Genomic DNA, 25,830 nt, shown 5'->3' with positions numbered 1-25,830 from the left:
TTGCAAGGATTGCACCACTCGCTTAAGCCCTACCTTTGAGATGACCCGCCGGGATCAGCAAAAGTTTCGACTAATTTTCGAGTTTGCGACCGGGCGGTTTTACCCCGCGAAAATGAGTCTAGGCCAGATCCTAGAGCGGGCCAGAGCAAATGGGTAAATTGTTCGACAATCGGTTACACAGTGTTGCGAGTGGAGGTGTGCAGGGGGAAACGCACCGACGAAGGGCAGGTTTTTTTGCTTGGAGGGATCAAAACGGTGACCGGGCGGTCACGTTTTCGTGCTAGCCAGGAAGGTGGGTGCACTGTTGTGGTGCGGGCAGTTTGTTGATAAGCCGATTACCGTGCCCCTATGTAGGAGCTGCCGAAGGCTGCGATCTTTTGATCCTTGTTTCCAGGTTAAAAATCAAAAGATCGCAGCCTGCGGCAGCTCCTACAGGGGATCTCAGTTGAGCAGACGTATTGAGTCGCCCGCCGACCAAGCCTGAATATCCTCAATCATTTGTGAAAAGAACTGCTGATAGTTCTGCCGGCTCACATACCCCACATGCGGGGTTGCCAGCACATTGTCGAGTGTGCGAAACGGGTGCAGTGCTGGCAGAGGTTCCTGATCGAACACGTCCAGTGCCGCACCGCCGAGCTGTTGTTTCTGCAAGGCCTTGATCAGCGCTGCTTCATCGACAATCGGGCCGCGGGCGGTGTTCACCAACAGTGCGGTCGGCTTCATCCAGGCCAATGCCTGCGCATCGACCAGCCCACGACTGCGATCGCTGAGCACCAGGTGCACGGACAGCACGTCCGCCTGTTCAAACAGTTGCTGCTTGCTGACATAGGTCACGCCGGCTTGTTGCGCGCGCTCGGCCGTAAGGTTTTCGCTCCAGGCAATAACGCGCATGCCAAATACCTGCCCGAACTGCGCCACCCGTTGGCCGATGCTGCCCAAGCCGAGGATGCCCAGCGTCTTGCCATGCAAATCGCCGCCAAGGCCTTGTTGCCACGCACCTGCGCGCAATGCATTGGCTTCTTTGAGCAGGTTGCGCGTGGCAGCCATGATCAGCGCCCAGGTCAGTTCCGGCGCGGCATGTTTATAGCTGTCGGTGCCGCAGATCTTGATGCCCAGCGCCGCTGCGGCTTGCATGTCCAGCGCGGCGTTGCGCATACCGCCGGTGACCAACAACTTGAGATTGGGCAAACGCTTGAGCAGGTCTTCGTCGAAACGCGTGCGTTCGCGCATCACGCAGATCACCTGATACTTGCCCAGTCGTTGAGCCAGCGTGGCATTGTCCGCCGGGTAATCATGCTCGAACGTCACTTCACCGAGGCTGTCGAGGACCGACCAGTCGACCACATCGCGCGCCACGTCCTGCCAGTCATCGATCACCGCAATCTGCACCGCCATCAGCCTTACCTCATCAATCAACGGGATTGGTTTTGTTCAGCCAGCCGAGCAGGGCCTGATGAAACTTCGCCGGCTCTTCCATCTGCGGCGCGTGGCCCATGCCGGGGAATTCAACCAGAGTCGACTGCGCGATCAGTTTGGCGACCTGTTTACCCAGCACCTCATAGTGACCGATCTTCGCTTTCACCTCAGGTGGCGCGAGATCCTTGCCGATGGCCGTGGTGTCGGAGGTGCCGATCAGCAACAGTGTCGGCATCTTCAAGTCCTTGAACTCGTAGTACACCGGCTGGGTGAAAATCATGTCGTAGATCAGCGCCGAGTTCCACGCTACCTGGGTCTTGCCCGGGCCTTTGCTCAGGCCAGCGAGCATGTCGACCCAACGGTCGAACTCAGGTTTCCAGCGGCCATCGTAGTAAGTGGTGCGCTCGTAGTCGCGAATGCCTTGAGCGGTAACTTTCAATTCGCGTTGATACCACTGATCCACCGTGCGGTACGGCACGCCGAGGGCTTTCCAGTCTTCCAGGCCAATCGGGTTGACCATTGCCAATTGGTCGACCTGATCCGGGAACAGCAGCGCATAACGCGTGGCAAGCATGCCGCCGGTGGAATGGCCGAGCAGGGTGGCTTTCTGGATACCCAGCGCTTTGAGCAACTGCTGGGTGTTGGTCGCTAGTTGCTGGAAGCTGTACTGATAATTGTCCGGCTTGCTGGAGGTACAGAAGCCGATCTGATCCGGCGCGATCACCCGGTAACCGGCCTCGCTCAGGGCATGGATCGAACTGTCCCAGGTGGCTGCGCAAAAATTCTTGCCGTGCATCAGCACCACGGTGCGACCGTTGGCCTTGCCGAGGGCGGCGACATCCATGTAACCCATCTGCAAGGATTTGCCCTGGGACTGGAATTCGAAGTGTTTAAGCGTGTAGGGGTAATCGAAACCTTGCAGCTCTGGCCCATACGCCGGACCTTCGGCGGGCGGCGTTGCGGTTTGCGTGGCGCCATGGGCAAACAGCGGCAGGGCGGCAGTCAGGAATAGACCGGGCAGCCAGCGAGATAACGTGACAGTCATAAGGGCAAACTCCATTGAAATCGGCCGATGCTCGAACGGCAAGATTACGGGGACGTTAAACACAGGCAATGTGCAGGCCTGATGGTTCAACCGATCCAGCCCAGCGTCAGCATGGCCAGCACGCCATACCGCGCGCCTTTGGCGAGGCTGACGATCAACAGGAACCGCCCGAGCGGCTCGCGCATCACCCCGGCAACCAGCGTCAGCGGGTCGCCAATAATCGGCAGCCAACTGAACAGCAGTGACCAATGGCCGTATCGCTCATAGTGCTTGCGCGCCTTGTTCATGTGCCTGGCGCTGACCGGAAACCAGCGCCGATCCTGAAATCGCTCAAGCCTGCAACCCAGCCACCAGTTGACCAGCGAGCCAAGCACATTGCCCACGGTCGCCACCGCCAACAATCCCCACAGCCAGTAACGGTCGCTGACGATCAACCCGACCAGCAAGGCTTCAGATTGCAGCGGCAGCAACGTCGCGGCGCCGAATGCGGCAAAGAAGAGGCCTGTGTAAGCAGCGCCCATCAATGGGCCGGGTAGTCCGCCACTACGACGTCAGCGCCGTCCTTTTTCAGACCAATCACTTGATAAGCGTCGCTCATGCCGTCCATTTCCATGCCCGGCGAGCCCATCGGCATGCCCGGAGCAGCAACACCCAGCAGATCGTCACGCTTGCTCAGGGCCAGCACTTGCTCCGCCGGGACATGGCCTTCGACAAATTTGCCGTTGATGATTGCGGTGTGGCAGGAAGCAAGCCGTGGCGGTACGCCGTGTTGTTGCTTGAAGCTGCTCATGTCGGATTCGACGTGGTCTTCGACTTTAAAGCCGTTGGCTTCGAGGTGGCTGATCCATTTCTTGCAGCAGCCGCAATTGGCGTCGCGATGGACTTCGATGGGGATCAGGTCGGCAGCCTGGGCCAGGGAGGAGATGAACAGGGCGCTCAGGGCGACTAGGCGCAGGTGGGTTCGCATGATGGACTCTCGACTCGGGTGGCGGTCAAAAAGAACGTATTTTGACCGGTTTTTCCTGCCAGGCATCAACTCAGTGTTTCAAGTTGCTACAAGACAGGCTGGCAGAATAATCGTAGATCAACCCTGACAGCCCGATGAGCGAGAGATGACAAATCCGTAAGTTTGCACGCGATCCCGTGTAGGAGCTGCCGCAGGCTGCGATCTTTTGATCTTTTAAAAGCAACATCAAAAGATCGCAGCCTGCGGCAGCTCCTACATGAGATTGAGGTGGATCAACGCACCTTGAACCGCCCCATGATCGCGCTCACCCGGCTGTTGGCTTCCAGCAACTGGCGGGTGTTGAGTTCGCTGGCGTTGCCGCTTTGTACCAGTTCATCGACCATGTGGCGGATCTGCACCATGCTGCGATTGATCTCTTCGGTCACCGCGCTTTGCTGCTCGGCGGCGGTGGCGATTTGCGTGCTGAGGCTGTTGATATGGCTGACGGAACCGGCCATTTCATCCAGCCCCGCGTTGACCCGTGCCGTGGCGTCGGCTGCCGACTGGCAACTGGCCTGGGTGTTTTCCATGGCGCTGACCGACGAACTCACCCCTTGGGTCAGACGCTTCAACATCTCGTTGATTTCCGAAGTGCTGGCCTGAGTGCGGGCGGCGAGGGCGCGCACTTCATCGGCTACCACGGCGAAGCCGCGACCCTGCTCACCGGCGCGGGCCGCTTCGATGGCGGCGTTGAGCGCCAACAGGTTGGTCTGGCCGGCAATCGCGCCAATCACCCCGAGAATCTCGGTGATGCGTTGGGCGTCCTGTTGCATGTTTTCGACTTTATGGGTGGCGCTGGCCACTTCATCGATCAGCGCGACCACGCTGTTGGTCGCCTCGCCTACCACCACCCGAGAACGGTCGGCGTTTTCGTTGGCGCGCTGGGTGAAGGCAGCGGTTTCAGCAGCGTTCTGCGCCACGCTGTCGGCGGTCGAGCTCATCTCGGTGATGGCGGTGACGGTCTGATCGGTTTCAGACGCGTGACGCAGCAGGATCTGGCTGGTATGCGCCGACGTGCGTTGCAGGTTGTCGAGGCTCGACGCCATGGCGCCGGTGGCTTGGGTGACTTCGCCGATCATGTTTTGCAGATAGGCAATAAAGGTGTTGACCGAATGACCGATGGCGCCGAGTTCGTCTTCGGCGCGGATGGTGATGCGTCGAGTCAGGTCGGCATCGCCGCTGGACAGCAGGTCGATGTTGGCTTTCAGCGCTTTCATGCGCGAAACCAGCTGACGGATCGCGTAGACCTGCAACAGCACCAACAGAATCACCAGCGGAATCTGCAACATGCTTAGGGTGCTGAGCACGTCGTCACGCTGGGCAGTGAGCATTTTGGTCGGCAGGGCAGTGGCGAGGAACCACGGTGTGCCCTCGATCGGGCGCATGAAGAAGGTGCTGGCTTCACCGTTGTTGTCGAATTCGACGCGTTGCGCCTGATCGCGACTTTGCAGACCCGCCTTGACCTGGCTGGCGAAGGTCGAGCCGGCAGCCAGTTCGCTGATGTTCTTCAGCACGATCGGGCCGCTGATGCGCGAACTGTTGCTGATGATTTTGCCATCGGCCTCGACGATGAGCATTTCGGCGTTGAGGTCTTTTTCCTTGCGGGCCACCAGATCGTTGAAGAAACCCAGGGTGACGTCGATGGTCGACACGCCCCAGGCGTTGCCGTTTTTCTGGATAGCCATGGCGCAGTTGGTGCGCGGTTCGGCGCTGGCGTCGTCCTTGTAGGCCGCTGCCCAGGCACACTGACCGCGCGGCGTCTGCATGCCGCCCTTGTACCAGGTCTGGTCGTAGTAATTGGGCGCCGCGTCACTGTTCCAGAACGTGTTTACCGCCAGTTTGCCCGAGGCATCGCGATGCCAGAAGGTGCTGAACTTGTTGCGCCCGGCTTCACGCTGGCCGGGTAGCGGCCAGATACCACCGCCAAACACTTTCAGTTCGCCGTATTGATCCACCAGGCCCGGCAATACCGTGTCGATGGCAGCGCTGTCGAGCAGCGGGATGGTCTGGGTGATGCTGCGTTGTTGCGCCTGAACCTTGTTCAACTCGCCCTGAATCTGCTCCGCGACTTCAGCAATGCGGTTGAGCACCACCTGTTCTTCGGTTTGACGCAGTTTGGGTGCGACCAATTGGCTGATACCGACCACGGTCAGCACTGACAACAGCAGCATGAACAGAACCAGAAACAGCGTGTAGCGAGCCTGAATAGTGCGGAATGCGGGCATGGAGACCGGTCCTTGAGCTGCGATTCTTATTAGGGGCGGGAGGCGTAAACATCGCGGGTATCACTAGGTATCGTCGATGCAGTCAGAAGCTTTAGGTACTGGCGTGCTGAAAAGCTGAAGGCCGATGACCGGTCGGTATTGAATCTGATACACAGGAATCAATCAGCCAGGCCATCGGCGTGGATTTTATGCAGGTCGCGGTGTAATGAGAGTCTTGAAAGCCAGCATCCACGGAGGTCTGCTGATTTGTATCGAGAATGTACGAGAATTGTAAGTGAGTGCACAAAAAGGGTTGGTGCCATCAGTTGGCCGGTGGATACTCCCCGGCATTCGAGTGGTTCAACAAGGATATTTCATGTTCATTTCACAGGGAGTTTTCTCATGACGATTGGCATTGTCGGCGGCTGGGAAAGCAAGGCTGGCGTCATGGTGCGCAACACGGGCGGCAAAAAGCAGGTGTCCCAAAGCGTCAAGGTGCAGCAAATGCTCACCAAGGTCGGTAACGATCCTAACGCTTTGAACACTGCCGAGATGGACAAGCAAGGCCTGCGCAAAAACATCAAGGGCTTTGACCCTGCGAACGTCTCGGTAAAACAGATGGGTAACCTGGCGGCGATGCTGCGTAGCCGAGGGCTGATCTCGGAAATCACGTCCTTCACCCTGATGAATGCCGGCGACAAGTTCGACCGTTTCGGCGTGACCAAAGACATTGATGTCAAATTCAATGCGCTGGAGTATTTCGCGACTCAGCTTGATGCGATCCAGAACAATGGTCTCAATGGCAACGCGTACGGCAAAAATCTGATCCCCGAATTCAAGAAAGCCATTTACGTCCTGCAAAACCTGAAAACCTATGGGGAAGGCAACGCGCCGCTTCCCAATAAAGACGGCATCAAAGCCAAGGCTTGAGCCGCCAGACAATGACCCGCTCAAGGTGAACGGGTCATTAGCAAGATCTCGGTACGCTCAAGTCACAGCGCTATTTTACTCAGGCGAGGTACGACTTGCTGTTGTGCCTGATCGTGTAAGTGCTGCATCCGCGAGCAGTGCAGCTCAAGTTTGCCCAGCCGGTAACCCCGGTGAAACAATGCCAGCCATCCTCCCTCCTTACCCTCGACGGGTGCCAGCCCGGTAAAGACAAATCCGATTGCGGTCAGCCTGTTCAGATCGCAGGTAAATTGCTGCGACAATCCGAGCCGGATCGACACCATCCATTGCTGCGGCAATCCCCTTAGCTGCTCGAGCAGATCGGGCCGCAGGTTCTTGAGCCGGATGTCGTAACGATTGGTGTGTCGTTCCAGCTGAATCGCTGGGCCATGCCAGCAAAACCTTTGCTCGTGCGTGCCGAATACATCGGATAAATGTTCCATGAAACTGCGGTAACCAGACGGCCAGGTCTGCCTCGGCAGCGGGCGTTTATACCCGTCGATGATGCGGCATCCCATAACAATGGATTCCGGCGTTGAGCTACCAAACGGCGAGGGCACGTAGTCCGGCAACAGCCCGGTGTTATGAAAACCGAGGTTGGCGGCCATGCGTTGCGTGTACGGATGGTGAGTGACCTGTTTGATGGATACGCTGTGGCAGCCCAGTGCTTGCGCGTGGCTCAGCAGTTGCTGGCTCAGACGCGTGGCAATGTTTTGTCCCCGGGCATCGGGATGGACGGCGCTCAATGCCAGTTCGGCGGTGCGGGCGCCTGTGTCGCGAAACAGGGTGGCGTGCCCGCGTATCTGCCCGTCCAGCTCGGCGACCAGCGAGTGCCAGCGCTGGTCGGCGTGGTTCTGGTTGATCATCTGCGGCAGATAAACATGCGGTTGCACGTAAAGATCGCCGTACACCTCGCGGAACAACTGGCTGACCGCCGTGGCATCGCTGGCGCGATAGTTACGCAGAATCAGCGGTTCCATCCGGACCCTCCTGATCCTTGTGTTCATAGCGACGCAGATCCAGCACGCGCAGGCATTTGCCCGAGCGGGGATGTCGTGGCAGATCCTCATGCGTGCAGCACTGGACGTGCAGTTCCAGCAGATGATCCGTCCGTAATTGCGTGATCAACGGATAAAGCTCAAGCATTGCGTTTTCCAGTTGCTGATTGACGTCGGCGCGGTCGGGAGACTGTGCAGCCGGCACCCATTTGAGCGTCAGTACATCCTTGAACGTGGCCTGTTCAATCACCATTTGCCAGTCGTCACTGGCGGCATCGCGGCGTATCAGCTCGGCGATCTCTTGAGGGACCAGCGACAAAATTCCCACCCGGACTCGTTGGCTACTGGCGCTTCGGCCCTTTAGCGCGAACTTGCGCTGCGCAGTGCCGTGCGGTTCTCGCCAACAGGCGCGGTCGCCTACCGGGTAACGAATCAGCGGCATCAAGCGTCGGTGAAGATTGGTCAGGACGAGCAAACCCACTTCATCGCAAGACTCGATCACCTCTCCCGAGTATTCGTCGACGATTTCCAGGAAGGCGTGATTTTCATGCATTCGATGTTCACCCTCGGCGCAATCGCGTTGACTGCTGCCGATAAAACCGGCGTCGACGCTGGCGTAGCCGATTGAGGCGATGCGCGCGTTGGGAAACGCCAGGTTGAGAAGCTGGCGCTGTGAATCAAACAGACTTTCGCCGCCATAGAGCAGCGTGTCGACAACCGGCAACGTTTGCTCGCGCCGTTCAAGCCATGCGGCAAAGGTCAACAGATGTGCTGGCAAGCCTGCAAGTACGTTGATCCGATGCTGCTGGATGGATTGCGCCAGAACCTGCGAATCGATGTCGCCGGTGAATGGAAACTCGGTGATGTCCACACAGACATGCGCCAATGAATCGTGGATGAACAGGAAGCTGGCATACAGGTCGCCAGCAAAAAACAGATTCGCCACCCGGTCGCCCGGGTTGAATTGGGCGCTGAGGGCGTTGCCGAAATCGCCGACCAGGCGCCGCCATTCTTCCCGGGTGTAGACAGAAAGTTTGCCGGCGCTGGTGGAACCGCCGGTTCTGAATACCAGTGCCCCCTGCGCCGAGTTGGTCAATACCGGCCACAGATCGAGAGTTTCGCTGTTACGCCAGAATTCGTCGGGATCAATTACCGGTAGCTCGGTGAGCAACGCTACTTGTCTAGGGACTTCGGCGAAATGTTGGCGGTAATAGTGCGAGTGTTGACGAGCGAAGTTGATCAATTCGCCCACGGAGTCAGTGATGTTCACAAGGTTGACCTTTTTTATAGTTTTCTGGCTTAGCTCACGGGAAGTATCAGTTGCGCGAATCGATCAATAACGGCGTCTTGCCGCTGTGCTTGTTCCGGGTGAAGTCTTTGATGGCACAGACTTCAACTTCGACATTGAGCAATCGGCTTTGAACAATCGTTGCCAGGGTCGGGTAATTCGCCAGTCGGGCCTGCACGTCGACAGTTTCAAGTTCGCTGCGCAAACGCATGCGCTCGATACCGTCGCAGGTGTGATCCAGTAGCAGTTGAAATGGCACTTGCAGATGCACCGCCAGTTCGCTCAAAGAAATGAAGTCGGTGCCAATGCGGATCAATTTGCCGTGGCGCTGCAGCAATTCGAAGCGTGGTGAGGCCAGTCCGCAAGCGCAGGCGCCAGGCACCCAGCGGCCGGTGTCGCCGACGTCATAGCGCTGAACGTTTTGCGCCTCCCGCGCGATTGAGGTGAACAACAAGCGGCCGACTTGATTGCCGACCACAGGCTCATCGGCATCCAACGCGACAATTTCCAGATGCTGGGTGTCGTTCATCAGATGAAAAATGCCATCCCCCGTAGCCTGACAGGCATGGCCTAGAGGGCCGGCGTCGACACTCCCGTAAATCGCCGAGCGGATGCTGGTCACACCGCAACTGAGCAGAAGCGCACGACTCGGTTCACTGAGATGTTCGCCAGCGAGAAACACCTTGGTGATGCCGCCGTAGGCTTGCAGCCGCTCCCGCTCGTTGAGGAACAGTCGGTGCAGAGTACTTGGCATGCCCATCAGCACTGTCACGCGCTGGCTGATGATCAAATCGGCGATTTCGCGGTAATCGTCATCGGCCGGCGCGCCCATTGGCAGGTGGGTGATGTCGAGCAGTTCAAGCACTTTGGCGAAGCTGAGGAAGCCGCCATACAACCCGCCGCAGAAGAACAGGTTCATCACCCGATCCCGCGCCGGATCCAGCCCGGCCGCGAACAAGCCGTCCGCCGTCGCGCGCATCTGTCGATGGAAATCACCATAGCTATAACCGGACAGCGCTGGCGTCCCGCTGCTGCCACCGGAGCGGAAATACAACTGCGCCGTCGCGTTGAACGGCTGGCCGTTGAGGCTCTCCTTGTCCATGATTGGCTGCCCGCAAAGCATTACGGGTACAGGCGCGCGGTCAAGGGTGGCGTGGCTTGGCAACCGGTCGGCGGCGACGCTGACGGACACGCGTCGACTGAGCCGTTGCAACGCGTAAACGCCATCATGGGGCTCACCGTCATAGCCGTCGTGAATGCCGGCCACTGGCGCGATGCGCGTCACACCGGCACTGATCAGCCTCCGCGCCAACTCGCCGATCTGTGCTTCGCCGCACAGCAGCGCGCAACTTTGCAGGACATTGCGCCATGGCAGCAGGGTTTCAGTGATCAGCTGCCGTGGTACCGGATGCAGTAGCACGCTGCGAAATAGTGGGGAGGGTGCTAGCTGACGCTCGTGCGCCCAGATCACCCGCCAACCCGGCGCGCTCCAGACATGGCCGGTTTGTTCAGCGAAACTCTGCGCCAAGCGTGCCATGTGCGTGTGTGTGGTAATTTGCGCGGCTTCCTGTGGCGTTGGCAGCAGCGCCGGCCATTGCCCGGCGCGGCGCTCGAAGGCTGCCGCCAGGCGTTCACCGATCTGGCGCAACACCACCGGGTTGTCACTGTCCACCAGCAGCCATTGCGGGCTGGAGCAGGCTTGCTGATCCAGCCGACAGACTTCATCGGCGACGGCATCGAGGTTTTGCGCTGTGGCGGCTTCGGGGGTCAGATAGACGAAGCTGATGCGATGTCCCCAATCGATCCAGCGGCAACCGGCCGGTAGCTGTTTGCGAATGGCTTGTAAGGCGGGTTCGCCTCCCCACGCCGCAACGCCATTGGCGTGTTTACACAGTTGCCCGATCTGCCCGGTGCTCACTGGCAATACCGCCACGTAACCAGCGAGTTGGCCACTCGAATCGCATTGCAACAACGCGTGCAGTAACCGTGCGGTCAGGCCCTGGTCGCTGCTGCTGGGCCGTAACCAGTTGACGTTGCCAGCCAACAGACTTTCCAGTACCGCGCAGAACGCCAGCAACGGCGCATTGCCCGGCGTGATGTGCACCACCAGCCCGAGTGGGCTCCAGCATTCGAAGCGCGATTGTCGATAGTCGATGCGGCGCAAAGAACCTGGTTGTGCGCCCAGTTCGCGTTGCAGTTTGATCTGCAACGCCTCGGCCGTGCAGAACTCGATCAGGGCCTGTCGCTGTTCGAGATCAAGCGCGAGTTTTTGATTGTCGCCGCTCAATTGCTCAGCAAAGCAGGTCGCGGCGCTGATCACAGTGCTGCTTTCCAGCGGCGTGCTCAGATGATCCGCAAGATCTGCCTGAAGGCATTCGAGGGTAGCGTCAAGGTCGTTGGCGTCGCGTAATTGTCCGTCGATCAAGTACATATCAGTAGCCCCCCAGTAGTTCGGCCGCTGCCATCGCGCAACTTCTGCCAGCGGTTGTGCCCGCGCGGCCATGCAGTTCAAACCAGTCGCTGCTCAGCCCGCAGTCGCAACTTCCGCCGGGGTGCAACGTCGCCAGGTCGCTCATCACCACCGCATGCGCGGGACTGGACGAGATGTAGGGCGAGACGAATCCCAGCAGGCCTTGCTGGCCGTAAGGCTGAACTGAAAAATCCGCGGGATGGCGCACGTACACCTTCGAATAGACCGGGACATGAAAACGCTGATGGGCGCATTCGATGTAAGGCACGGCATGCTCGACGGCGCCGTAGCCATCTCGACAACGCGAGGTTTCAATGCCCAGTTGGCGGTGGATGCAGGCATATAACTGTTGCCTGGGAATCTCATGTGCGGCCTGGGTTTTCCAGCCACCGCCGAAAAATGCCAGTGAACCGGCCGGCAGTTTCAGATTTGTCATGCCGAGGGCCTGCATCTGTTGCAAGGTCTGCCAGAGAAACGCCGGGAAGCCGAGGATGCGCACCGGCAGACCTTCTTCGGCAAACGCCTGCAAGGCCTGGATGACGCCAAACACATCAAACTGATGACTGTCACCGGTGCTGCGCAAGGCATACACCACGCGGTTGGCGGGAGCGAAACGGCACAGGAACTGATCGGTGAAGGAGGTGCCGAGCGTGATCTGCCCTTGCGGCTCGTAACTGAGCAGCAAATAGTTGCAGGGCGTGTCCGGGGTATCCCAGCCGTAATAGCGGAAGATCTGCGCGACCATGAATTGCGCCGCGCCAAGGCTGCGCTCGTCGTAGCGCATGCGGCTGCGCTGACCGCTGGTGCCAGAAGACGTCAGTTCCAGGGCATCGGCGCCGGTGCTGCTGAGCAGCAGCCGTTGCTTGAAAAAATTGGCGAAGATCGGTGGCAAGCGCGACCAGTCATCAAGCGTGTCCAGTTCATGCGCACCGAGCCCGTGGGCGTTCAACCAATGTTCGTAGCCCGCTGTGTGCCGGCAATGAAAACGACTGATCTCGGCCATGGCCCGCTCGAACAGGCCCGCTGGCACGGAATCCGGGCAATAAGGATGGGGCAACGCGCATAACGCATCGCTCGCGGGTAAATGGATCATCGAAACTCCCTTATTCAGATGCGGCGAACGCGGTTTTGGCGTCTTGCAGAAACCAGAGCAGCAGGGGCAGGCACATCAAGCCTGCGAGCGCGGCCCAAAGGGCGAAGAGTTCAAGGCGGGTTCCGCCGCCAATGGCGGCAATGATCGAGCCGCCGATGCCCATCACGGCAATCGAAATCATGCCGACCATGGCCGAGACCAGACCTTTGCTGTCATCCGAGCAAAACAGCGCCAATCGATACAGCGCCGCATTGCTGATGCCCAATCCAACGGCGTAAAGCGCCAGGCTGGCGACTGTCGCTGCCAGTCCCAGACCTTGCATCGCGCAGCCGATCAGCGCCAGCAGGCCCAGGCAAAACGGCCAGAGCCCCAGCTGAATCAAGCGGGGTAACGAATGCGTCACTAGTAGACGGTCGAGAATCAGATTGCCGACGATGACGGCAGAGAAAACCGGAATTTGCCACAGGCCGTACGTCAGCGGCGTCAGACCCAGGCCCTGGATCAGCAGCAACGGCGCCAGACCGATCCAGGCAATCAGCGGCAGGCTCATCAGTCCCAGGGCCAGGCTTGCGCCGAGGAACCGCGGATTGCCGAGCAGGGCGAGGTAGCGCTGGCGGATCTGACGCAGGGAAAACGTCACGCGGGCTTGCTGCTGCCCATCGCGGCGGACAACGCCCACGGTCTCCGGCATACAGGCGTAAAGCCCCAGCCAGACCAGCATCGCAGCAATGCCGAGTGCCAAAAACAGCTCGCGCCATGTCAGCCATTCCAGCAGTACGCTGCCGAGCATGGGGCCCAACAACGGCGATAGCAGCGCAATGTTGCCGAGCAGGGCCATCAGGCGTACGGCATCCGCCTCGCAGAACACCTCCTGCAGCGCCGGATAACTGACGGCCACGACAAATCCCAACCCCATGCCCTGTATCAGGCGCAGCACATTGAACGCTTCAATGCTGCGGGTGGCGAAAGCGGCGGCACAGGCAACAGCAAATGCGGCGCAGCCGATCAACAACAGGCGCCGCCTTCCCCAGTGATCAGACAGTGGCCCCATCAGCCATTGCAGGCAGACGCCGCCCAACAGATACAGATTGAACGCATTGGGAACATGGCGAACATCGGCTTGAAATTCTTCAGTGACGTTCAACATCGCTGGCATGATCAAGTCACTGGCCATATAGGTCAGGAGTTCAAAAGCGCTGAGCGCCAGGCAGAATCCCACCACTTGGCGTGGCCCGATTCTTATCAATGTTCTCTGCATAAACATCCTTGTCAGTTAAGGAGGAAGGTTGCAGAGCCTAGGTCCAGACATTGGCGTGACCTACTGGTTAGCTGAAACATTAGATTTCGAATCTTTGCAGGATATGAAACGGACCCAAAACGCTCGTAAAACAAGATGTTACCGGGCAGTCATCCATGGCCAAAAAAAATGCCCGCGAAGGGGGCGGGCATTGTTTGTCAGTTAATTCAGCGTGTATTTTTCATGCCCGGCATCTGACACTGACGGGCAGGCGGGGTGAAATATCCTGTCAACGATGTTGATAGTAGCCAGGGCCTCCACGGTCGTAACGATGATGGTCGCCGTGCCAGCCGCCGTGGGGAAAGATGATGCAACCACTCAGGGTCAGCAGGGCGAGAACAGGAATCAGCCAGGTGATTCGACGCAGCATTTGAATAATCCTCATGTTAAAGCCGTCATGAAGCCAAAAGCCTTCATCGGCTGTAACATGAGACCCCGTTTGCAGCGGCGCATCCCCGTAAGACGGTAAGTGCATGGCATGCAAGTGGACACAAACCGGATACATTCCAAAGTTTCAGGAAGCCGCAATGACCCAGAAGCAACGCTTGATTTATTCGATTCTGATCGCCGTCTCCGTACTGGCGATCATGCTCGGCCTGTCCTGGCTGCAAAACACCGGGAGAATCGATGAAAAGACCTTCCAGTACATCGCCATCGGTGTGGCGGTGATCGTCGTGGTGATCAACGGCGTAATGCGCCGCAAGGTCAAACCCTGACGGCGATCGCTGGACGTTTCAATCGATGTCGAGCACTGCAGCAGCCTGCGGATGCAGGCTGTAGCTCTTGTCTGCGTTGACGGTGATCACTCCTTCGGCGCTCAGGCGCTTGAGGACTTCGCGCACACTCAGGAAGGACAGCGGAATATCCAGATCCAGCAATTGGCTATGGACGCCGCGAACGCCCAGGCGACGGTCGTTCTGTGCCGCGACCAGCAGGGCGTCGATGACCTTAAGGCGAATCAGGCTGGTGCGCAGACCGAAACTTTTCAGCAGCAGACGGATGCGTTCGTTGCCGTGACGCTCGACGCGTTGTTCGAAATCGTTCGCGTGCGGGCTCATGGATGCTCCTTGTAACGCCTGGCTACCGTCCGTTGGTAGTTGCGAGTTGTACATGTGATTACTCCTTTTCAGAGCCCGATCGGGAAAGGTTTTCTTTGCGCTCTCTAAAACAAGACGTTTCAGCTCGCCAAATCATGAAAGAAAAAATGTAGAAAATTTGTCGGGATTTCGTCTTCTGCGTGTAATCACTGCGCAAAACCGCTGCACACCGCGCTAAATTTTTTTTGTCGACGTTCGTTTTCAGGACAGGCTCATTGCGTGTGGACGCATGGGTGTTTCCACAGCGGATCCGTTGCCTGTCACCTGCTTCGCACGGTATGCAGATCCGCTCTTCGGCATTTCGATCAGGAGCGAGCGTGATTATTTCCAGGCAGTTAACCGGACTGGCCCTTGCCGGTATTTTTTGCGGGCTTAGCCTGTCGGCCCATGCATTCAGCCCCTCCGTTGATACCAGCGCCGAGATCCGTCGTACCGGTTTTGGTGTGCCGCATATCCGCGCCCAAGACGAGCGTGGCCTCGGTTTCGGCATCGGTTACGCCTATGCGCAGGACAACCTTTGCCTGCTGGCCAACGAGATCGTCACGGTCAATGGCCAGCGTTCGCGTTATTTCGGCCCGGATCAGTTCACCGTCGAGGAGCGTGAAAACCGCGTCAGCGATGTCTTTTTCAACTGGCTCAATACGCCGGAAGCGGTCAGCACGTTCTGGCAGGCGCAAACGGCCCAGGTACGTGATTTGGTCCAGGGTTATGCCGCGGGCTACAACCACTATCTCGCCGAACGCCGTCAGCAGGGCCTGCCGCAACAATGCCAGGGCGAGTGGGTTCGCGATATTGCTCCAGAAGACCTGGTCAAGCTGACCCGTCGGCTGTTGGTCGAGGGCGGGGTTGGTCAGTTCGCCGAAGCCCTGGCCGGTGCCACGCCGCCACAGGCCACAGCGCGGATCGCCAGCGATACGCATGCCTACCAAATGGCAGATGCCCGTCAGCAGCGCTTCGCGCTCGATCGTGGCAGCAATGCCGTGGCGGTGGGTGGCGAGCGTTCGTTCAATGGTCGCGGCATGCTGCTGGCCAACCCGCACTTTCCCTGGGTTGGCGGTATGCGTTTCTATCAAATGCACCTGACTATTCCCGGCAAACTTGACGTCATGGGCGCCGCGTTGCCGGGCCTGCCGATGATCAACATCGGTTTCAACCAGCATCTGGCCTGGACCCACACGGTCGATTCCTCCAAACACTTCACCCTGTATCGCCTGCAACTCGATCCGAAAGACCCGACGCGCTATCTGCTTGATGGCCAATCATTGCCGATGAGCAAGCAGACAGTGACCGTGCAGGTCAAACAGGCCGATGGGCAAGTGCTGCCGGTGTCGCGCGACATCTATAGCTCGAAGTTTGGCCCGATTGTGCAGTGGCCGGGCAAGCTCGATTGGGACACTCAGTTCGCCTACAGCCTGCGTGATGCCAACCTCGACAACGATCGCGTGCTCAAACAGTGGTATGCGATGAATCAGGCTTCCACGCTTAAAGAATTGCAGGATTCGGTGCACAAGATTCAGGGTATTCCCTGGGTCAATACGCTCGCCGCAGATGACAAGGGGCAGACGCTGTACATGAACCTGTCGGTGGTGCCGAACGTCAGTCGCGAAAAACTCGCGAAGTGCAGTGACCCGCGAATCGGCACCCAGATGATCGTGCTCGACGGTTCCAACAGCGCCTGCGCCTGGGACATCGACCCGCAAGCTGCGCAGAAGGGTATCTACGCCTCCAGCCAATTGCCGCAACTGCTGCGCAAGGACTTCGTCCAGCACTCCAACGATTCCGCATGGCTGGCCAACCCGGCGCAACCGCTCACCGGTTTCTCGCCGGTGATCAGTCAGGACGGCCAACCGCTGGGGTTGCGTGCGCGCTTTGCCCTTGATCGTCTGGCCAGCCTGAATAAAAAAGGCCCGTTGGCAGTGAAGGATCTGCAGCAAATGGTAATGGACGATCAAGTGTATCTGGCGACCCAGGTCGTGCCGGATCTGCTGAAGTTCTGCGCCGCTGACCTTGGCGCCGATGCGCAAGCCCTCAAACCTGTGTGTGCCAGCCTGAAAGCGTGGGACGGGCGGGCCAGTCTGGATTCGGGCCTGGGTCTGGTGCACTTCCAGAACATCATGCAAGTCCTGCAGCAGTCAGCGGACATCTGGCGCGTCGCCTTCGATCCGCAGGACGCGCAGCACACTCCGCGTGGTCTGGCTGTCGAGCAGTCAGCGGTGGTCAAGGCTCTTCGCGAAGCAATGCTGGCGTCGGTCGATACGGTTGCCAAAATGGGCCTGAAACCGCAAACCCGTTGGGGCGACATTCAGGTGGTCAGCAGCGGCGGGCAGCAGACGCCGATTCATGGCGGGCCGGGTACGCTGGGGATCTACAACGCGATCCAGAGCGTGCCGCGCGAAGATGGCAAGCTTGAGGTGGTCAGTGGCACCAGCTATCTGCAAGTCGTGACGTTCGATGAAAAGGGCCCGCACGCGCAGGGGCTGTTGGCCTTCTCGCTGTCCAGTGATCCGGCATCGAAGTATTCACGCGATCAGACCGAGGCGTTCTCGAAGAAACAGTGGAGTGTGCTGCCGTTTACCGAACAGCAGATTCTGGCTGATCCGCAGTATCAGGTGCAGACCATTCACGGGGTGCCGGAAAAAACGGGGAACGTCGCCGCACAGTAAACACGGCGTTACTTGAAAAACAATTGAAGGCCGAATCCCGCAAGGGGCGCGGCCTTCAGTTTTTTTGCGGCTGCTGCGGCATCGGGTTGATCACCGGGTTGCCTTCCTTGTTGCGCGTCAGGTAGACGGGCAAGACCTTGGGCAGGGAGTTGGCAAGGTTGTTCAGCTCTTTGATGTTGTAGATACCGCCCACCCGAATTGTTCCGGTGCTGTTGTCAGCGAGCATCAAAGGTTTTTCCAGGTAGCGGTTGATCAGCGGTAGCGCTTCATTGAGCGGCAGATTGTCCAGCACCAGTTTGCCGCTGCGCCAGGCAAGCGAAGCATCGTTTGGGTAGGACTGGCTGATCTGCGGCATGTAGTCGCCCGGCTTGTAACGCGCTTGCATGGATGGCTCGAGACGCAAGCCATCGCCCGGCAATTGACGATTGCTGCTGACCAGCACCGAACCTGCGATCAGGTTCACCCGCACTTGATCCTCGTACATCCAGACATTGAACCGCGTGCCGGTCACCCGAATCTTGCCTTCGCCTGCACGCACGACAAAGGGGTGCGACGTGTCGTGACTGACGGTAAAGAACGCCTCGCCTTTTCTCAGCGTGACGCGGCGTTCGTCCTTGTAGTTGCTGAAGGTCAGGTCAGTGTTGAGGTTCAATTCGAGTTGGCTGCCGTCACTCAGCGTTACCTGACGCACATTGTCAGTGGCGGCAAAATGCTCGTAACTGTTGGGCAGCCAGCCGAGATTCCAACCGGTGTAAGCCGTCAGTGGCAACGCCACTGCGCAGAACCCGGCCGCTATCGCGTATCGGCGCCATGGGCGGGCAGGCTGAGCAACCGGCACGACCAATGCTGTACCCGGGCGCGGGAGGTGGCCGGCAACGTCCCAGATCTCCAGCATGGCTTCGTACTCGAATGCATGCAGAGGATAAGCATCGTGCCATTGCTGGAAGGCGCGACGCTCTTCGTCCGTGCAGTCGGCGGCGTGCAAACGCATGCACCAGTGCGCGGCGGCATCGGTGATCGCATCGTATTCGGCTTCCGAGAGAGTGTCTTGGGTCATTGACTCATCCTGATTTCGCACATTCTAACCTTGACGGGAAGTTGCCGAGAACATCAGTCATGGCATTTACCCATCAAAGTGGAACTTATTTTTCGCTCAGGCGCCCAAAAAACAGGAAGCCCATGACCACTATCCACAAATGGAGTGAAAAAATGATCAAGAAGACTTTTGCCGCCCTGATTGCCACCGCCAGTTTGCTTGGCGCCGGCGCTGCGTTGGCGGACAAGCCTGGCGCAGGCTGGATCACCATCGAAAAAGCGATCGATACCGCAAAAACCAAGGCCGGTTATGTCGAGATCTACAAGATCGAAGCTGACAACGACGGTTATTGGGAAGGTGAAGGTCGCAAGGCCGATGGCGTCGTGTACGAGTTCCGCATCGACGGCGCATCGGGCAATGTATTGCGAGATCAAAAGGACTGAACGTCGTCAGTTGAATAAAGGGAAGCGCAGGTTGAATCCTGCGCTTTCTTGTACATGTTTCAGGTGACTGGCTCGGTGTCCAGCTGCCGGCCGATTTCGCAGATCAGGCGTGAAATCGAATCGGCATTACTCAAAATCACATCAACGCGAATATCCGCTGAGTCAGGGTCTAAAAACGCATCACGTGCGTCTTCAATGGTCGGGCAGCCCGTCAACTTCAGAAGTTTCTTGCTGACCCTTTCTGCACCCATATCTCGAATTTTATCCCAGGTGATATAAGCGCCTGCCTTTCTGTTCCAGCGCGAAAAAAGCTCATCTCGAGGTGTTTTTAACGAAAGTGCCCGGCTTTGAAATTTTTCCTGCTGATGCTTCATCGACAAGCCTTTCAATGTATCGATTTTGATCAGATCAACAAACGGCCGTCGAGATTCCAGAGAGGCAAAATCTTCGGCTTTTGAGAATTGATGGGCGAATTCGTGAATCAGAGTCGATGCCTGAGCGTGGCCGTCGATATCGAATGGCTTCAACGTAGATGAATCATAGTCATCCAGACCCGGGTTGAAAAAATGCTCGGTGAGGTGAAGCTTTTTCTTACTGTCGTTGCCAAGTACGAACGCAATAGTTGTTGAGCGGCTGTTCACGTTTGAACCGATAACGAAACGTTCGGTATTCATCAAGTCCTCGGTAGGATCCACCAAGGCATTGCAAATAGGCACGATCGTTTTTTTGATTCTGTTCAATAACTGTGTATCGATTTGCTGGACACCAAAAAAAGACTTGAGAAAGCTGTCCACGCGTTCGACAGGGATATTGCTTTTGACTAATGCCAGGTTATGCAGGCATTGGAATGCATAGTTTCTTGCCATATCGATCGCATGTTGAATCGTTCGAGCTTTTTGAGGGAAATAGAGACTGATAGCCTCCATGCCTTCAGCCTCGATGTTCATCATCACCTGACGATTCACCTCTACGGTAATGTGGTTGTGCAGTTTCGAAATGGCTTTACCGTAATGAACAGCATGGCGGTCAGGATTCAGAAATAGTTGTGAGCCACTCTCTCTTAATGAGGGGCCGGGGTTTTCATCGTTTACCATTTGACAGACCGCGCCCGGTTGTTCGATGCGGTAAACCTTGCCGGCAATGGCGGTGTACGTGCGCTTGTCGGTCGTGTCCTCGTAAGTGCCGTTGCTGGTGTCGTGCTTGAGAGCTTCGAGCACCACATCTGATGCTTCAAAAGACTGCAGTTCGGTACGCAGCGGCGAGGTCGGCCTGATCTGCGACCATGTGGGCGCAACCGGCACTGGCAACAGTGGCGGCTGGCCAGGGACGGGGATATTGCTTTCAGTCCCGGTCGGCACTTCAACGGGTGTTTCGGGCTCCACCTTGTCAGTTGCTCCAACGGTCATGTCTTCTGTTTGCGCGGTGGCTTCCAGTGACAGGCTGCCCAGCAAGAGCATTTGCGCCGCGCCGGCGATGAACGCCTGCAGGGCTTTTTTCCAATGATGATCCTGCAAGGCTTCCGCCGATTCCTTGAAGTCTTTGTAGGCCTGCCAGAGAAAAATCGGACAGGACAGTTTGCCAGGCAGCAGATGCGCGGCCAGGCCGACGCCATACCTGAACAGGGTTTTGGCGGTCTCCCAGTCCGCTTGCGCGTTGCTTTGCAACTGGCAGTTGAGAAACTGCGGCAGCAGTTTGAGGTTGTCATCGAAAAACCGGTGCAACAGATTGCCGGTAATGGCCGCGCCAGCCAGGGTCAGTTCACTGGTCTTGTTCACGCTCGACTGCAACACGCCGCGAAAGACTGCTTGTTGCGCCTCCGGCAGGCGACGAATCAGCAGGTCCTGAAAATTGCCCGGCGTGTTGATGGCCGCGATCACGCTCGCTTCATCCGCAAACTCGCGGAACACCTGTTCTGCGTAGGGCGCATAAAGCACCAATGGGCCCTTGTGCCCAATGCCCGGGCTGATCAAATACAGCCCCAGGGTTTCCACGGCGACTGCGCCCGGCGTCTTGATCAACGACAGGGGATAAACCATCGCGTGGGCGCCTGCAACTGTCTTGCGTGCAAGACCATCCGGCATGTTCAGCACCTGGCAGAGGTAATCGAACGCGTCGCTGGACAATTGCTGTTGCAGTTTCAGGCCGTGCGCATGTTGCAGCAGTTGCCAGGGCAACTGGCGGTAGAATCGTTGTTTTCGCTCTTGGGCCAGAGGGTTAGTGTCCGATAGCGCCTCGACCACGGTCGTGGCGTAAGTCGTGGGTATCTCCAGCGACAGCAGCAGTTGCTGGACCGCGCTTGGATCCAGCTTGGCCGGCAGCGGCGTGGCTGTCTTCGAGGCGACCTTGTAGCCGGTGCCCTGGGTAAATTTCAGGGCAAACTCGGTGAGTGTGCACGCGGGGCCGCCCAAAGCCAGATCGGGTGTGATCTCGATATCAGCCGGCTTGAGTTTGCTGTCGGGGAAGCGCGCGTCCAGCAGAGACGTCAATCGTTTGGTCACATGATCCGTGAGCGAGGGCAGATCGCTGAGATAGTCTTTATCGTCGGCCACGCTCTGGCACCACTGCTCAAGCAGTTCGAGGTGCAACTGCTGCTCTGCCACCGGAGCCATGCCCAGCCAGGCGGGGAGAGTCTGCTGCAGGGCGATGGCTTTCGCCAGATGACTGGTTCGCAACAGGTTGGTTGCGATCATCTGCCTGGTGACGCTGGACAACGCCGGCACGAGTGCGGCCTTGCCCTTGAGGCGCTCGCGTAGCACGGCGCAGCGAGCAAGGAAGTGATCGATGCCGGACTGGACGCAATGATCCAGCACATTGCCCTCGATCAACTGCAACGCACCCAACGTGAAGTTCTGCTGGAGCAGTTGATCGCCTGGCAGCAGGTTTTCCAGGAGTGACAGGCGATCCACCTGGTCCTTTAGACGTCGCTCCAGCGCGCGCCGCGCAACGTTGATGCTGGAAAAGACCTCAAGGCCAAGGGCGGGCGTCCACAGAATCGCTGTTCCCGCGTGCGCGTCGTCGAGGCCGCCACGCTCGGTCAGCAATACACAATGCGCTAACGTCCGTGGGTCTTTCGTCACTGGGTGCTCCAAGGCAATTGACCAGGCATCAGGCCGAAAACCATTGAGTGAGCGGCGAGCGTCGCGATTGGGCTGAGCGGCATTGAAAACAGTGTCGACAATCGCCTGCTCAGCGGCTTTGAGCGAGCCACTGAGTACCCGCAGCTTTGCCTCACTGGTCACTCCGAAAAAGAGTGCGTGGGCCAGTCGCGGCTTCAGGTTTTCAAGGTGACTGCGTTGCTCGATCACATTGTCGAGCGGTTGATTTTCGAACAAACCGGCAAGCTCCGTGCGGATGCTTTCGCACGATTTCTCCACCACTTTCGCTTTTTGCTCAAGCACCGCTGAAGGTTGTTGAACGCCGGCCAGCACGGGCCGCGTCACCCAGCGTTCACCCGCGTCCATTTCCAGTAACTTCTCGTGGATCATCGTGCGGATATCCAGAGCCTTGTCGAACAGCGAGTGGATGCCTACGGCGCCACCGCTGAGGCGAAACGCTTGTAAGGCATAGACGATGTTCTGACGTTGTTTGGTGATGATTGCCTCGAACAGGACCTTGAAAATCTCACCACTGATGCGTTCGCCGGTCACGTGAGGCCGGTGGAAACCGATAAAGCGTTTGCGCTCTTCCAGGTTCAACAAGCCAAACAACTCATCCTGGTGGCCGGCTGCGCGAAACTTGCTGATCAAGGTCTCTTTCAGATCGCGGTAATCCTTGAGCACCTGCAGCCCCATGGTTGGCGTGTAGAGGCAGGCGTCGGCATGACTGATCATCAAGGAACCGGCCAGTTCGACATAGTTGGGTTCGTCTTCCCACAGGCGCACGGTTTCGATGGTCGGCAGCGGTGCCGTGCCCTGCTGGATCACGTGATGCAGGATGGCGAACTGCGTCGGATCAAGAATGTCGCTTTCGCGCTTGATCATCAGCTCGGCGCGTGCCTGCTCGCGCAACACTTCAGCAAAAAATGTCCGGCGCGCGGATTCTGTCGAGGCGGGCGCATTCCAGTAGTTTTCCATTTCGCTAAACAGCAGTACTTGAAGTTTGTCTGACGCCTGGTTCACTGCGTTTTCCCAGGCAGTCTGATCGCCTTCGACGGTCGCATGACCGGGGTGGGAAAATTCGCGCAGTTGGCCGCTTGGCCAGGCTCGCTGGCGGTAGATCAACAGCACGGCGTCACTCAGGCTCATCGAATCGTGCAAGTGCCGACCAGACTCCGGCGGTGGCGCACCGTCGATAACCTCGGCATCGGTATAGAAGGTGACCCGGGTCTGCGCCTGTTTAAGGTTGGGAAACCGGGCGGCCAACAGGCCATCAAGGATTTTTTCCAGCAGGGACGTGAGTGAGGGCAGTTGTTTCAGTTCCTTCAGCACAGCCTCGGCGTCGATTTGCCGGCAGGCGAGGATGGCAGCCTTCTGACTATCGAAAATATCGCCTTCAATCGCTTCGTAGCTCAGTGTGCGGCTGCTTTGCCCGACGATTTTTCGGCGTTGGGATAACGCCAGAAAAGCCAGTATCGAATCGTCTTCCTTGATCGATTTGAAGCGCATTTCGAGTGCATCGATGAGGTTGGGCAGGCTGTCATATTTTTTCAGGCCATCGTACGGCGTATAGAGAATCGCGCCTTTGTCGTCAGGGGTTTCACTGAGAATAAAACTGCCTGCCAACGCGACGGGCGAAGGTTCGCCAAGATTGAGGCTAATGCTTTGCGCGAGCATCGGCGGGGTCTGCTTGCTGCGTAGCGCCTGTGTGGCCAGTTCGACGTTGGCGAGCCAGCGGAAGTCGTTGTCGTTGAGGTTATGGGTCTTGCCCAGTGCTATCCACTGGCCAGATGAATTCAGGATTTCGGGGAAAAGGAGCGGGGGGACAGGCACGGTCATCATCGAGTCTCGGTATGGCGCGTTCGGCGCGAAAGGTGAGGCTCAAGGCTAAAAGGCGTGCCCGCGGCACGGGTGGTAGATAGTTATCGCGCAGCCAGCCTTGGCAGTGCCGCTGCACTGGCGGTCGGAGGGTTGACAGCAGGCGGGTCTGGCGTGGTTAATCGGTGGGCAAGTTATCCGTACGCTGGTGTTCCCTCCAATAATTATTCTGGAGCTTCAGATGTCTGCGCCACACGATTGTGCAACGCCTGCTTCTGCGTCGTCGATTTCACTCGAAACGCTGACCCGATTGCTCGAAACGATTTTTCTGCGCCATGGCACCTCCACTGAAGTGGCTCAGGTGCTGGCCGCCAACTGCGCCAATGCCGAGCGTGATGGCGCCCACAGCCATGGCGTGTTCCGAATTCCCGGTTATGTCTCGACCCTGAAAAGTGGCTGGGTCGACGGCCACGCAGTGCCACAGGTCGAAGACGTCGCCGCGGGTTTCGTGCGTGTTGATGCCGGCAATGGTTTCGCCCAGGCGGCACTGGCAGCGGCTCGACCGTTGCTGGTGGAGAAGGCGCGTCGTGCCGGGATCGCCGTGTTGGCCATTCGCAACTCGCATCACTTTGCTGCGCTGTGGCCGGATGTCGAACCTTTCGCCGAGGAAGGACTGGTTGCGCTGAGTGTGGTCAACAGCATGACCTGCGTGGTGCCGCACGGCGCCGATCGACCGTTGTTCGGCACTAACCCGATTGCTTTCGCCGCGCCACGCGCCGGCGCCGCGCCGATTGTTTTCGACCTGGCCACCAGCGCCATCGCCCATGGCGACGTGCAGATTGCTGCGCGCAAGGGCGAGAAGGTGCCGGCAGGCACGGGAGTCGACAGTCTCGGTCAGCCAACCCAGGACCCCAAGGCGATTCTCGAAGGTGGGGCATTGTTGCCGTTTGGCGGCCATAAGGGGTCGGCGCTGTCGATGATGGTGGAATTGCTGGCGGCGGCGTTGACCGGGGGGAATTTCTCTTTCGAGTTCGACTGGTCAAATCATCCCGGCGCGAAAACACCGTGGACCGGGCAGTTATTGATCGTCATCGATCCGAGTAAAGCGGCGGGGCAGAGTTTCGCCGAGCGCAGTGAGGAACTGGTGCGGCAGATGCACGGGGCAGGGCTCAAGCGATTGCCGGGGGATCGTCGGCATTTGCAACGGGCCAGATCACTGGCGGAGGGGATCGTGCTGGATGAACAGACTTTGGGACAGCTAAGGGATCTGGCAGGTCATTGAAATGTTGCTTGGGGATCTGGCAAGTAATTGAAATATTGCTTGGGGATCTGACAAGTAATTGAAATGTGGTGAGGATCAATGTGGTGAGGGGATTTATCCCCGATGGCCTGCGCAGCGGGCCCCTGCTTTTGATTCAAAAGCGGGGGTCGCTGCGCGACCCATCGGGGATAAATCCCCTCGCCACAAAAATCCCCTCGCCACAATTGGTTTCTGATCAAGTTAAGATTTTGATTCTAAAAGAGTTTTTTGCTTAGCGACGACCCAGCAGCAATCCCACTACCAAACCAAAACCAGCTGAAATCGCCACGGTCTGCCAAGGATGGCCGCCGATATAGCTCTCGGTGGCATCGACAGCGGGTTTGGTGCGCTCGCGCACGCTGGAAACCGAATCCAGCGCCTGTTGCAGCTTCAGCGCGACTTGTCCGCGCAGGGTCTCCGCTTCTTCGCCAACCAGTGAGGCGCTGCTCTTGAGCAGTTTGTCGGACTCTTCGATCAGTGCCTGAAGGTCGCTGAAAGCTTGATCCTTGATTTGATCCTGAGCGGCTTGCACGGCGGATTTGCGGGCCATTGGGTGACTCCTTGCAGTTGAATGGACAGTGATCAATGGAGTGTGACGCTGAGTAAAAAGTTG

The 25,830-nt window shown here is 58.1% G+C and carries 20 protein-coding genes; 5 read left to right on the top strand and 15 right to left on the bottom strand.

Translation table 11 applies throughout. From position 1 onward, the window contains the following. Positions 1–441: 441 nt before the first annotated feature. From ICA16_RS05145 to ICA16_RS05125, 5 genes are all read right to left on the bottom strand, one after another. Positions 442–1,395 (bottom strand): D-2-hydroxyacid dehydrogenase family protein, encoded by a 954-nt coding sequence (locus tag ICA16_RS05145; RefSeq protein WP_210700115.1) that lies wholly within the window; start codon positions 1,393–1,395, stop codon positions 442–444. Positions 1,396–1,408: 13 nt separating this feature from the next. Next, a complete protein-coding gene (locus ICA16_RS05140; RefSeq protein ID WP_210700114.1) occupies positions 1,409–2,461 on the bottom strand; it encodes an alpha/beta fold hydrolase in 1,053 nt (350 codons plus the stop codon). Between the two features lie 86 nt (positions 2,462–2,547). After that, positions 2,548–2,982 (bottom strand): YqaA family protein, encoded by a 435-nt coding sequence (locus ICA16_RS05135; RefSeq protein ID WP_150603146.1) that lies wholly within the window; start codon positions 2,980–2,982, stop codon positions 2,548–2,550. Continuing rightward, a complete protein-coding gene (locus ICA16_RS05130) occupies positions 2,982–3,428 on the bottom strand; it encodes a DUF411 domain-containing protein (protein WP_077572718.1) in 447 nt (148 codons plus the stop codon). The genes ICA16_RS05135 and ICA16_RS05130 overlap by 1 nt, the downstream gene beginning before the upstream one ends. Before the next feature lie 272 nt (positions 3,429–3,700). Beyond that, complete coding sequence (locus ICA16_RS05125) at positions 3,701–5,692, bottom strand: methyl-accepting chemotaxis protein (RefSeq protein WP_210700113.1); 1,992 nt, start codon at positions 5,690–5,692, stop codon at positions 3,701–3,703. Positions 5,693–6,073: 381 nt separating this feature from the next. Here ICA16_RS05125 and ICA16_RS05120 point away from each other — a divergent pair, with 381 nt between their 5' ends. Continuing rightward, a complete protein-coding gene (locus ICA16_RS05120) occupies positions 6,074–6,601 on the top strand; it encodes a hypothetical protein (RefSeq protein WP_150615732.1) in 528 nt (175 codons plus the stop codon). Between the two features lie 62 nt (positions 6,602–6,663). On the opposite strand, the gene ICA16_RS05115 is transcribed toward ICA16_RS05120, so the two are convergent. From ICA16_RS05115 to ICA16_RS05090, 6 genes are all read right to left on the bottom strand, one after another. Beyond that, positions 6,664–7,599 (bottom strand): GNAT family N-acetyltransferase, encoded by a 936-nt coding sequence (locus tag ICA16_RS05115; protein WP_210700112.1) that lies wholly within the window; start codon positions 7,597–7,599, stop codon positions 6,664–6,666. Then, entirely contained in the window at positions 7,577–8,887 is a 1,311-nt protein-coding gene (locus tag ICA16_RS05110) for a phenylacetate--CoA ligase family protein (RefSeq protein ID WP_210700111.1), read from the bottom strand. The genes ICA16_RS05115 and ICA16_RS05110 overlap by 23 nt, the downstream gene beginning before the upstream one ends. Before the next feature lie 46 nt (positions 8,888–8,933). Then, the gene (locus tag ICA16_RS05105; protein WP_210700110.1) at positions 8,934–11,336 is read right to left on the bottom strand and encodes an aldehyde dehydrogenase family protein; all 2,403 of its coding nucleotides are present in this window, start codon (positions 11,334–11,336) and stop codon (positions 8,934–8,936) included. Between the two features lies 1 nt (position 11,337). Next, on the bottom strand, positions 11,338–12,468 hold the full coding sequence (locus tag ICA16_RS05100) for a LuxE/PaaK family acyltransferase (RefSeq protein WP_210700109.1): 1,131 nt from the start codon (positions 12,466–12,468) through the stop codon (positions 11,338–11,340). A gap of 10 nt (positions 12,469–12,478) precedes the next feature. After that, a complete protein-coding gene (locus tag ICA16_RS05095) occupies positions 12,479–13,726 on the bottom strand; it encodes an MFS transporter (RefSeq protein ID WP_210700108.1) in 1,248 nt (415 codons plus the stop codon). 268 nt (positions 13,727–13,994) lie between these two features. Further along, the gene (locus ICA16_RS05090; protein WP_191627647.1) at positions 13,995–14,135 is read right to left on the bottom strand and encodes a hypothetical protein; all 141 of its coding nucleotides are present in this window, start codon (positions 14,133–14,135) and stop codon (positions 13,995–13,997) included. 157 nt (positions 14,136–14,292) lie between these two features. Between ICA16_RS05090 and ICA16_RS05085 the strand changes: the two genes are divergently transcribed. Further along, positions 14,293–14,481, top strand: coding sequence for a hypothetical protein (locus ICA16_RS05085; protein ID WP_210554704.1), 189 nt, complete (start codon positions 14,293–14,295; stop codon positions 14,479–14,481). A gap of 18 nt (positions 14,482–14,499) precedes the next feature. Here the strand turns inward: ICA16_RS05085 and ICA16_RS05080 are convergent, their stop codons facing one another. Continuing rightward, on the bottom strand, positions 14,500–14,877 hold the full coding sequence (locus tag ICA16_RS05080) for a fe2+ zn2+ uptake regulation protein (protein ID WP_210700107.1): 378 nt from the start codon (positions 14,875–14,877) through the stop codon (positions 14,500–14,502). Between the two features lie 302 nt (positions 14,878–15,179). On the opposite strand from ICA16_RS05080, the gene pvdQ reads away from it, so the two are divergent. Continuing rightward, positions 15,180–17,525: a bifunctional acylase PvdQ gene (pvdQ, locus tag ICA16_RS05075; protein ID WP_210700106.1), complete on the top strand. Its 2,346-nt coding sequence runs from the start codon at positions 15,180–15,182 to the stop codon at positions 17,523–17,525. A gap of 55 nt (positions 17,526–17,580) precedes the next feature. Here the strand turns inward: pvdQ and ICA16_RS05070 are convergent, their stop codons facing one another. Next, positions 17,581–18,582, bottom strand: coding sequence for a FecR family protein (locus ICA16_RS05070; protein WP_210700105.1), 1,002 nt, complete (start codon positions 18,580–18,582; stop codon positions 17,581–17,583). A 152-nt stretch (positions 18,583–18,734) separates the two neighbouring features. Between ICA16_RS05070 and ICA16_RS05065 the strand changes: the two genes are divergently transcribed. Then, on the top strand, positions 18,735–19,004 hold the full coding sequence (locus tag ICA16_RS05065; RefSeq protein WP_150603134.1) for a PepSY domain-containing protein: 270 nt from the start codon (positions 18,735–18,737) through the stop codon (positions 19,002–19,004). Between the two features lie 59 nt (positions 19,005–19,063). Here the strand turns inward: ICA16_RS05065 and ICA16_RS05060 are convergent, their stop codons facing one another. Continuing rightward, positions 19,064–23,365, bottom strand: a complete 4,302-nt coding sequence (locus ICA16_RS05060) for a dermonecrotic toxin domain-containing protein (RefSeq protein WP_338049901.1) — start codon at positions 23,363–23,365, stop codon at positions 19,064–19,066. 793 nt (positions 23,366–24,158) lie between these two features. Here ICA16_RS05060 and ICA16_RS05055 point away from each other — a divergent pair. Further along, on the top strand, positions 24,159–25,199 hold the full coding sequence (locus tag ICA16_RS05055; protein WP_210700103.1) for an Ldh family oxidoreductase: 1,041 nt from the start codon (positions 24,159–24,161) through the stop codon (positions 25,197–25,199). Between the two features lie 250 nt (positions 25,200–25,449). On the opposite strand, the gene ICA16_RS05050 is transcribed toward ICA16_RS05055, so the two are convergent. Further along, positions 25,450–25,767 (bottom strand): ElaB/YgaM/YqjD family protein, encoded by a 318-nt coding sequence (locus tag ICA16_RS05050; protein ID WP_150603131.1) that lies wholly within the window; start codon positions 25,765–25,767, stop codon positions 25,450–25,452. Positions 25,768–25,830: the final 63 nt, after the last annotated feature.

The sequence above is a fragment of the Pseudomonas anatoliensis genome (assembly GCF_017976235.1).
Lineage (GTDB): Bacteria > Pseudomonadota > Gammaproteobacteria > Pseudomonadales > Pseudomonadaceae > Aquipseudomonas > Aquipseudomonas anatoliensis.
This window is presented reverse-complemented; position numbering and strand designations above follow the sequence as displayed.

Coding starts and splice junctions, on each gene's coding strand:
- ICA16_RS05085 (WP_210554704.1), top strand. CDS start 14,293: ATGACCCAGAAGCAACGCTTGATTTATTCGATTCTGATCGCCGTCTCC.
- ICA16_RS05145 (WP_210700115.1), bottom strand. CDS start 1,395: ATGGCGGTGCAGATTGCGGTGATCGATGACTGGCAGGACGTGGCGCGC.
- ICA16_RS05120 (WP_150615732.1), top strand. CDS start 6,074: ATGACGATTGGCATTGTCGGCGGCTGGGAAAGCAAGGCTGGCGTCATG.
- ICA16_RS05090 (WP_191627647.1), bottom strand. CDS start 14,135: ATGCTGCGTCGAATCACCTGGCTGATTCCTGTTCTCGCCCTGCTGACC.
- ICA16_RS05130 (WP_077572718.1), bottom strand. CDS start 3,428: ATGCGAACCCACCTGCGCCTAGTCGCCCTGAGCGCCCTGTTCATCTCC.
- ICA16_RS05100 (WP_210700109.1), bottom strand. CDS start 12,468: ATGATCCATTTACCCGCGAGCGATGCGTTATGCGCGTTGCCCCATCCT.
- ICA16_RS05125 (WP_210700113.1), bottom strand. CDS start 5,692: ATGCCCGCATTCCGCACTATTCAGGCTCGCTACACGCTGTTTCTGGTT.
- ICA16_RS05070 (WP_210700105.1), bottom strand. CDS start 18,582: ATGACCCAAGACACTCTCTCGGAAGCCGAATACGATGCGATCACCGAT.
- ICA16_RS05065 (WP_150603134.1), top strand. CDS start 18,735: ATGATCAAGAAGACTTTTGCCGCCCTGATTGCCACCGCCAGTTTGCTT.
- ICA16_RS05135 (WP_150603146.1), bottom strand. CDS start 2,982: ATGGGCGCTGCTTACACAGGCCTCTTCTTTGCCGCATTCGGCGCCGCG.
- ICA16_RS05105 (WP_210700110.1), bottom strand. CDS start 11,336: ATGTACTTGATCGACGGACAATTACGCGACGCCAACGACCTTGACGCT.
- ICA16_RS05140 (WP_210700114.1), bottom strand. CDS start 2,461: ATGACTGTCACGTTATCTCGCTGGCTGCCCGGTCTATTCCTGACTGCC.
- ICA16_RS05050 (WP_150603131.1), bottom strand. CDS start 25,767: ATGGCCCGCAAATCCGCCGTGCAAGCCGCTCAGGATCAAATCAAGGAT.
- ICA16_RS05115 (WP_210700112.1), bottom strand. CDS start 7,599: ATGGAACCGCTGATTCTGCGTAACTATCGCGCCAGCGATGCCACGGCG.
- ICA16_RS05055 (WP_210700103.1), top strand. CDS start 24,159: ATGTCTGCGCCACACGATTGTGCAACGCCTGCTTCTGCGTCGTCGATT.
- ICA16_RS05080 (WP_210700107.1), bottom strand. CDS start 14,877: ATGTACAACTCGCAACTACCAACGGACGGTAGCCAGGCGTTACAAGGA.
- ICA16_RS05095 (WP_210700108.1), bottom strand. CDS start 13,726: ATGCAGAGAACATTGATAAGAATCGGGCCACGCCAAGTGGTGGGATTC.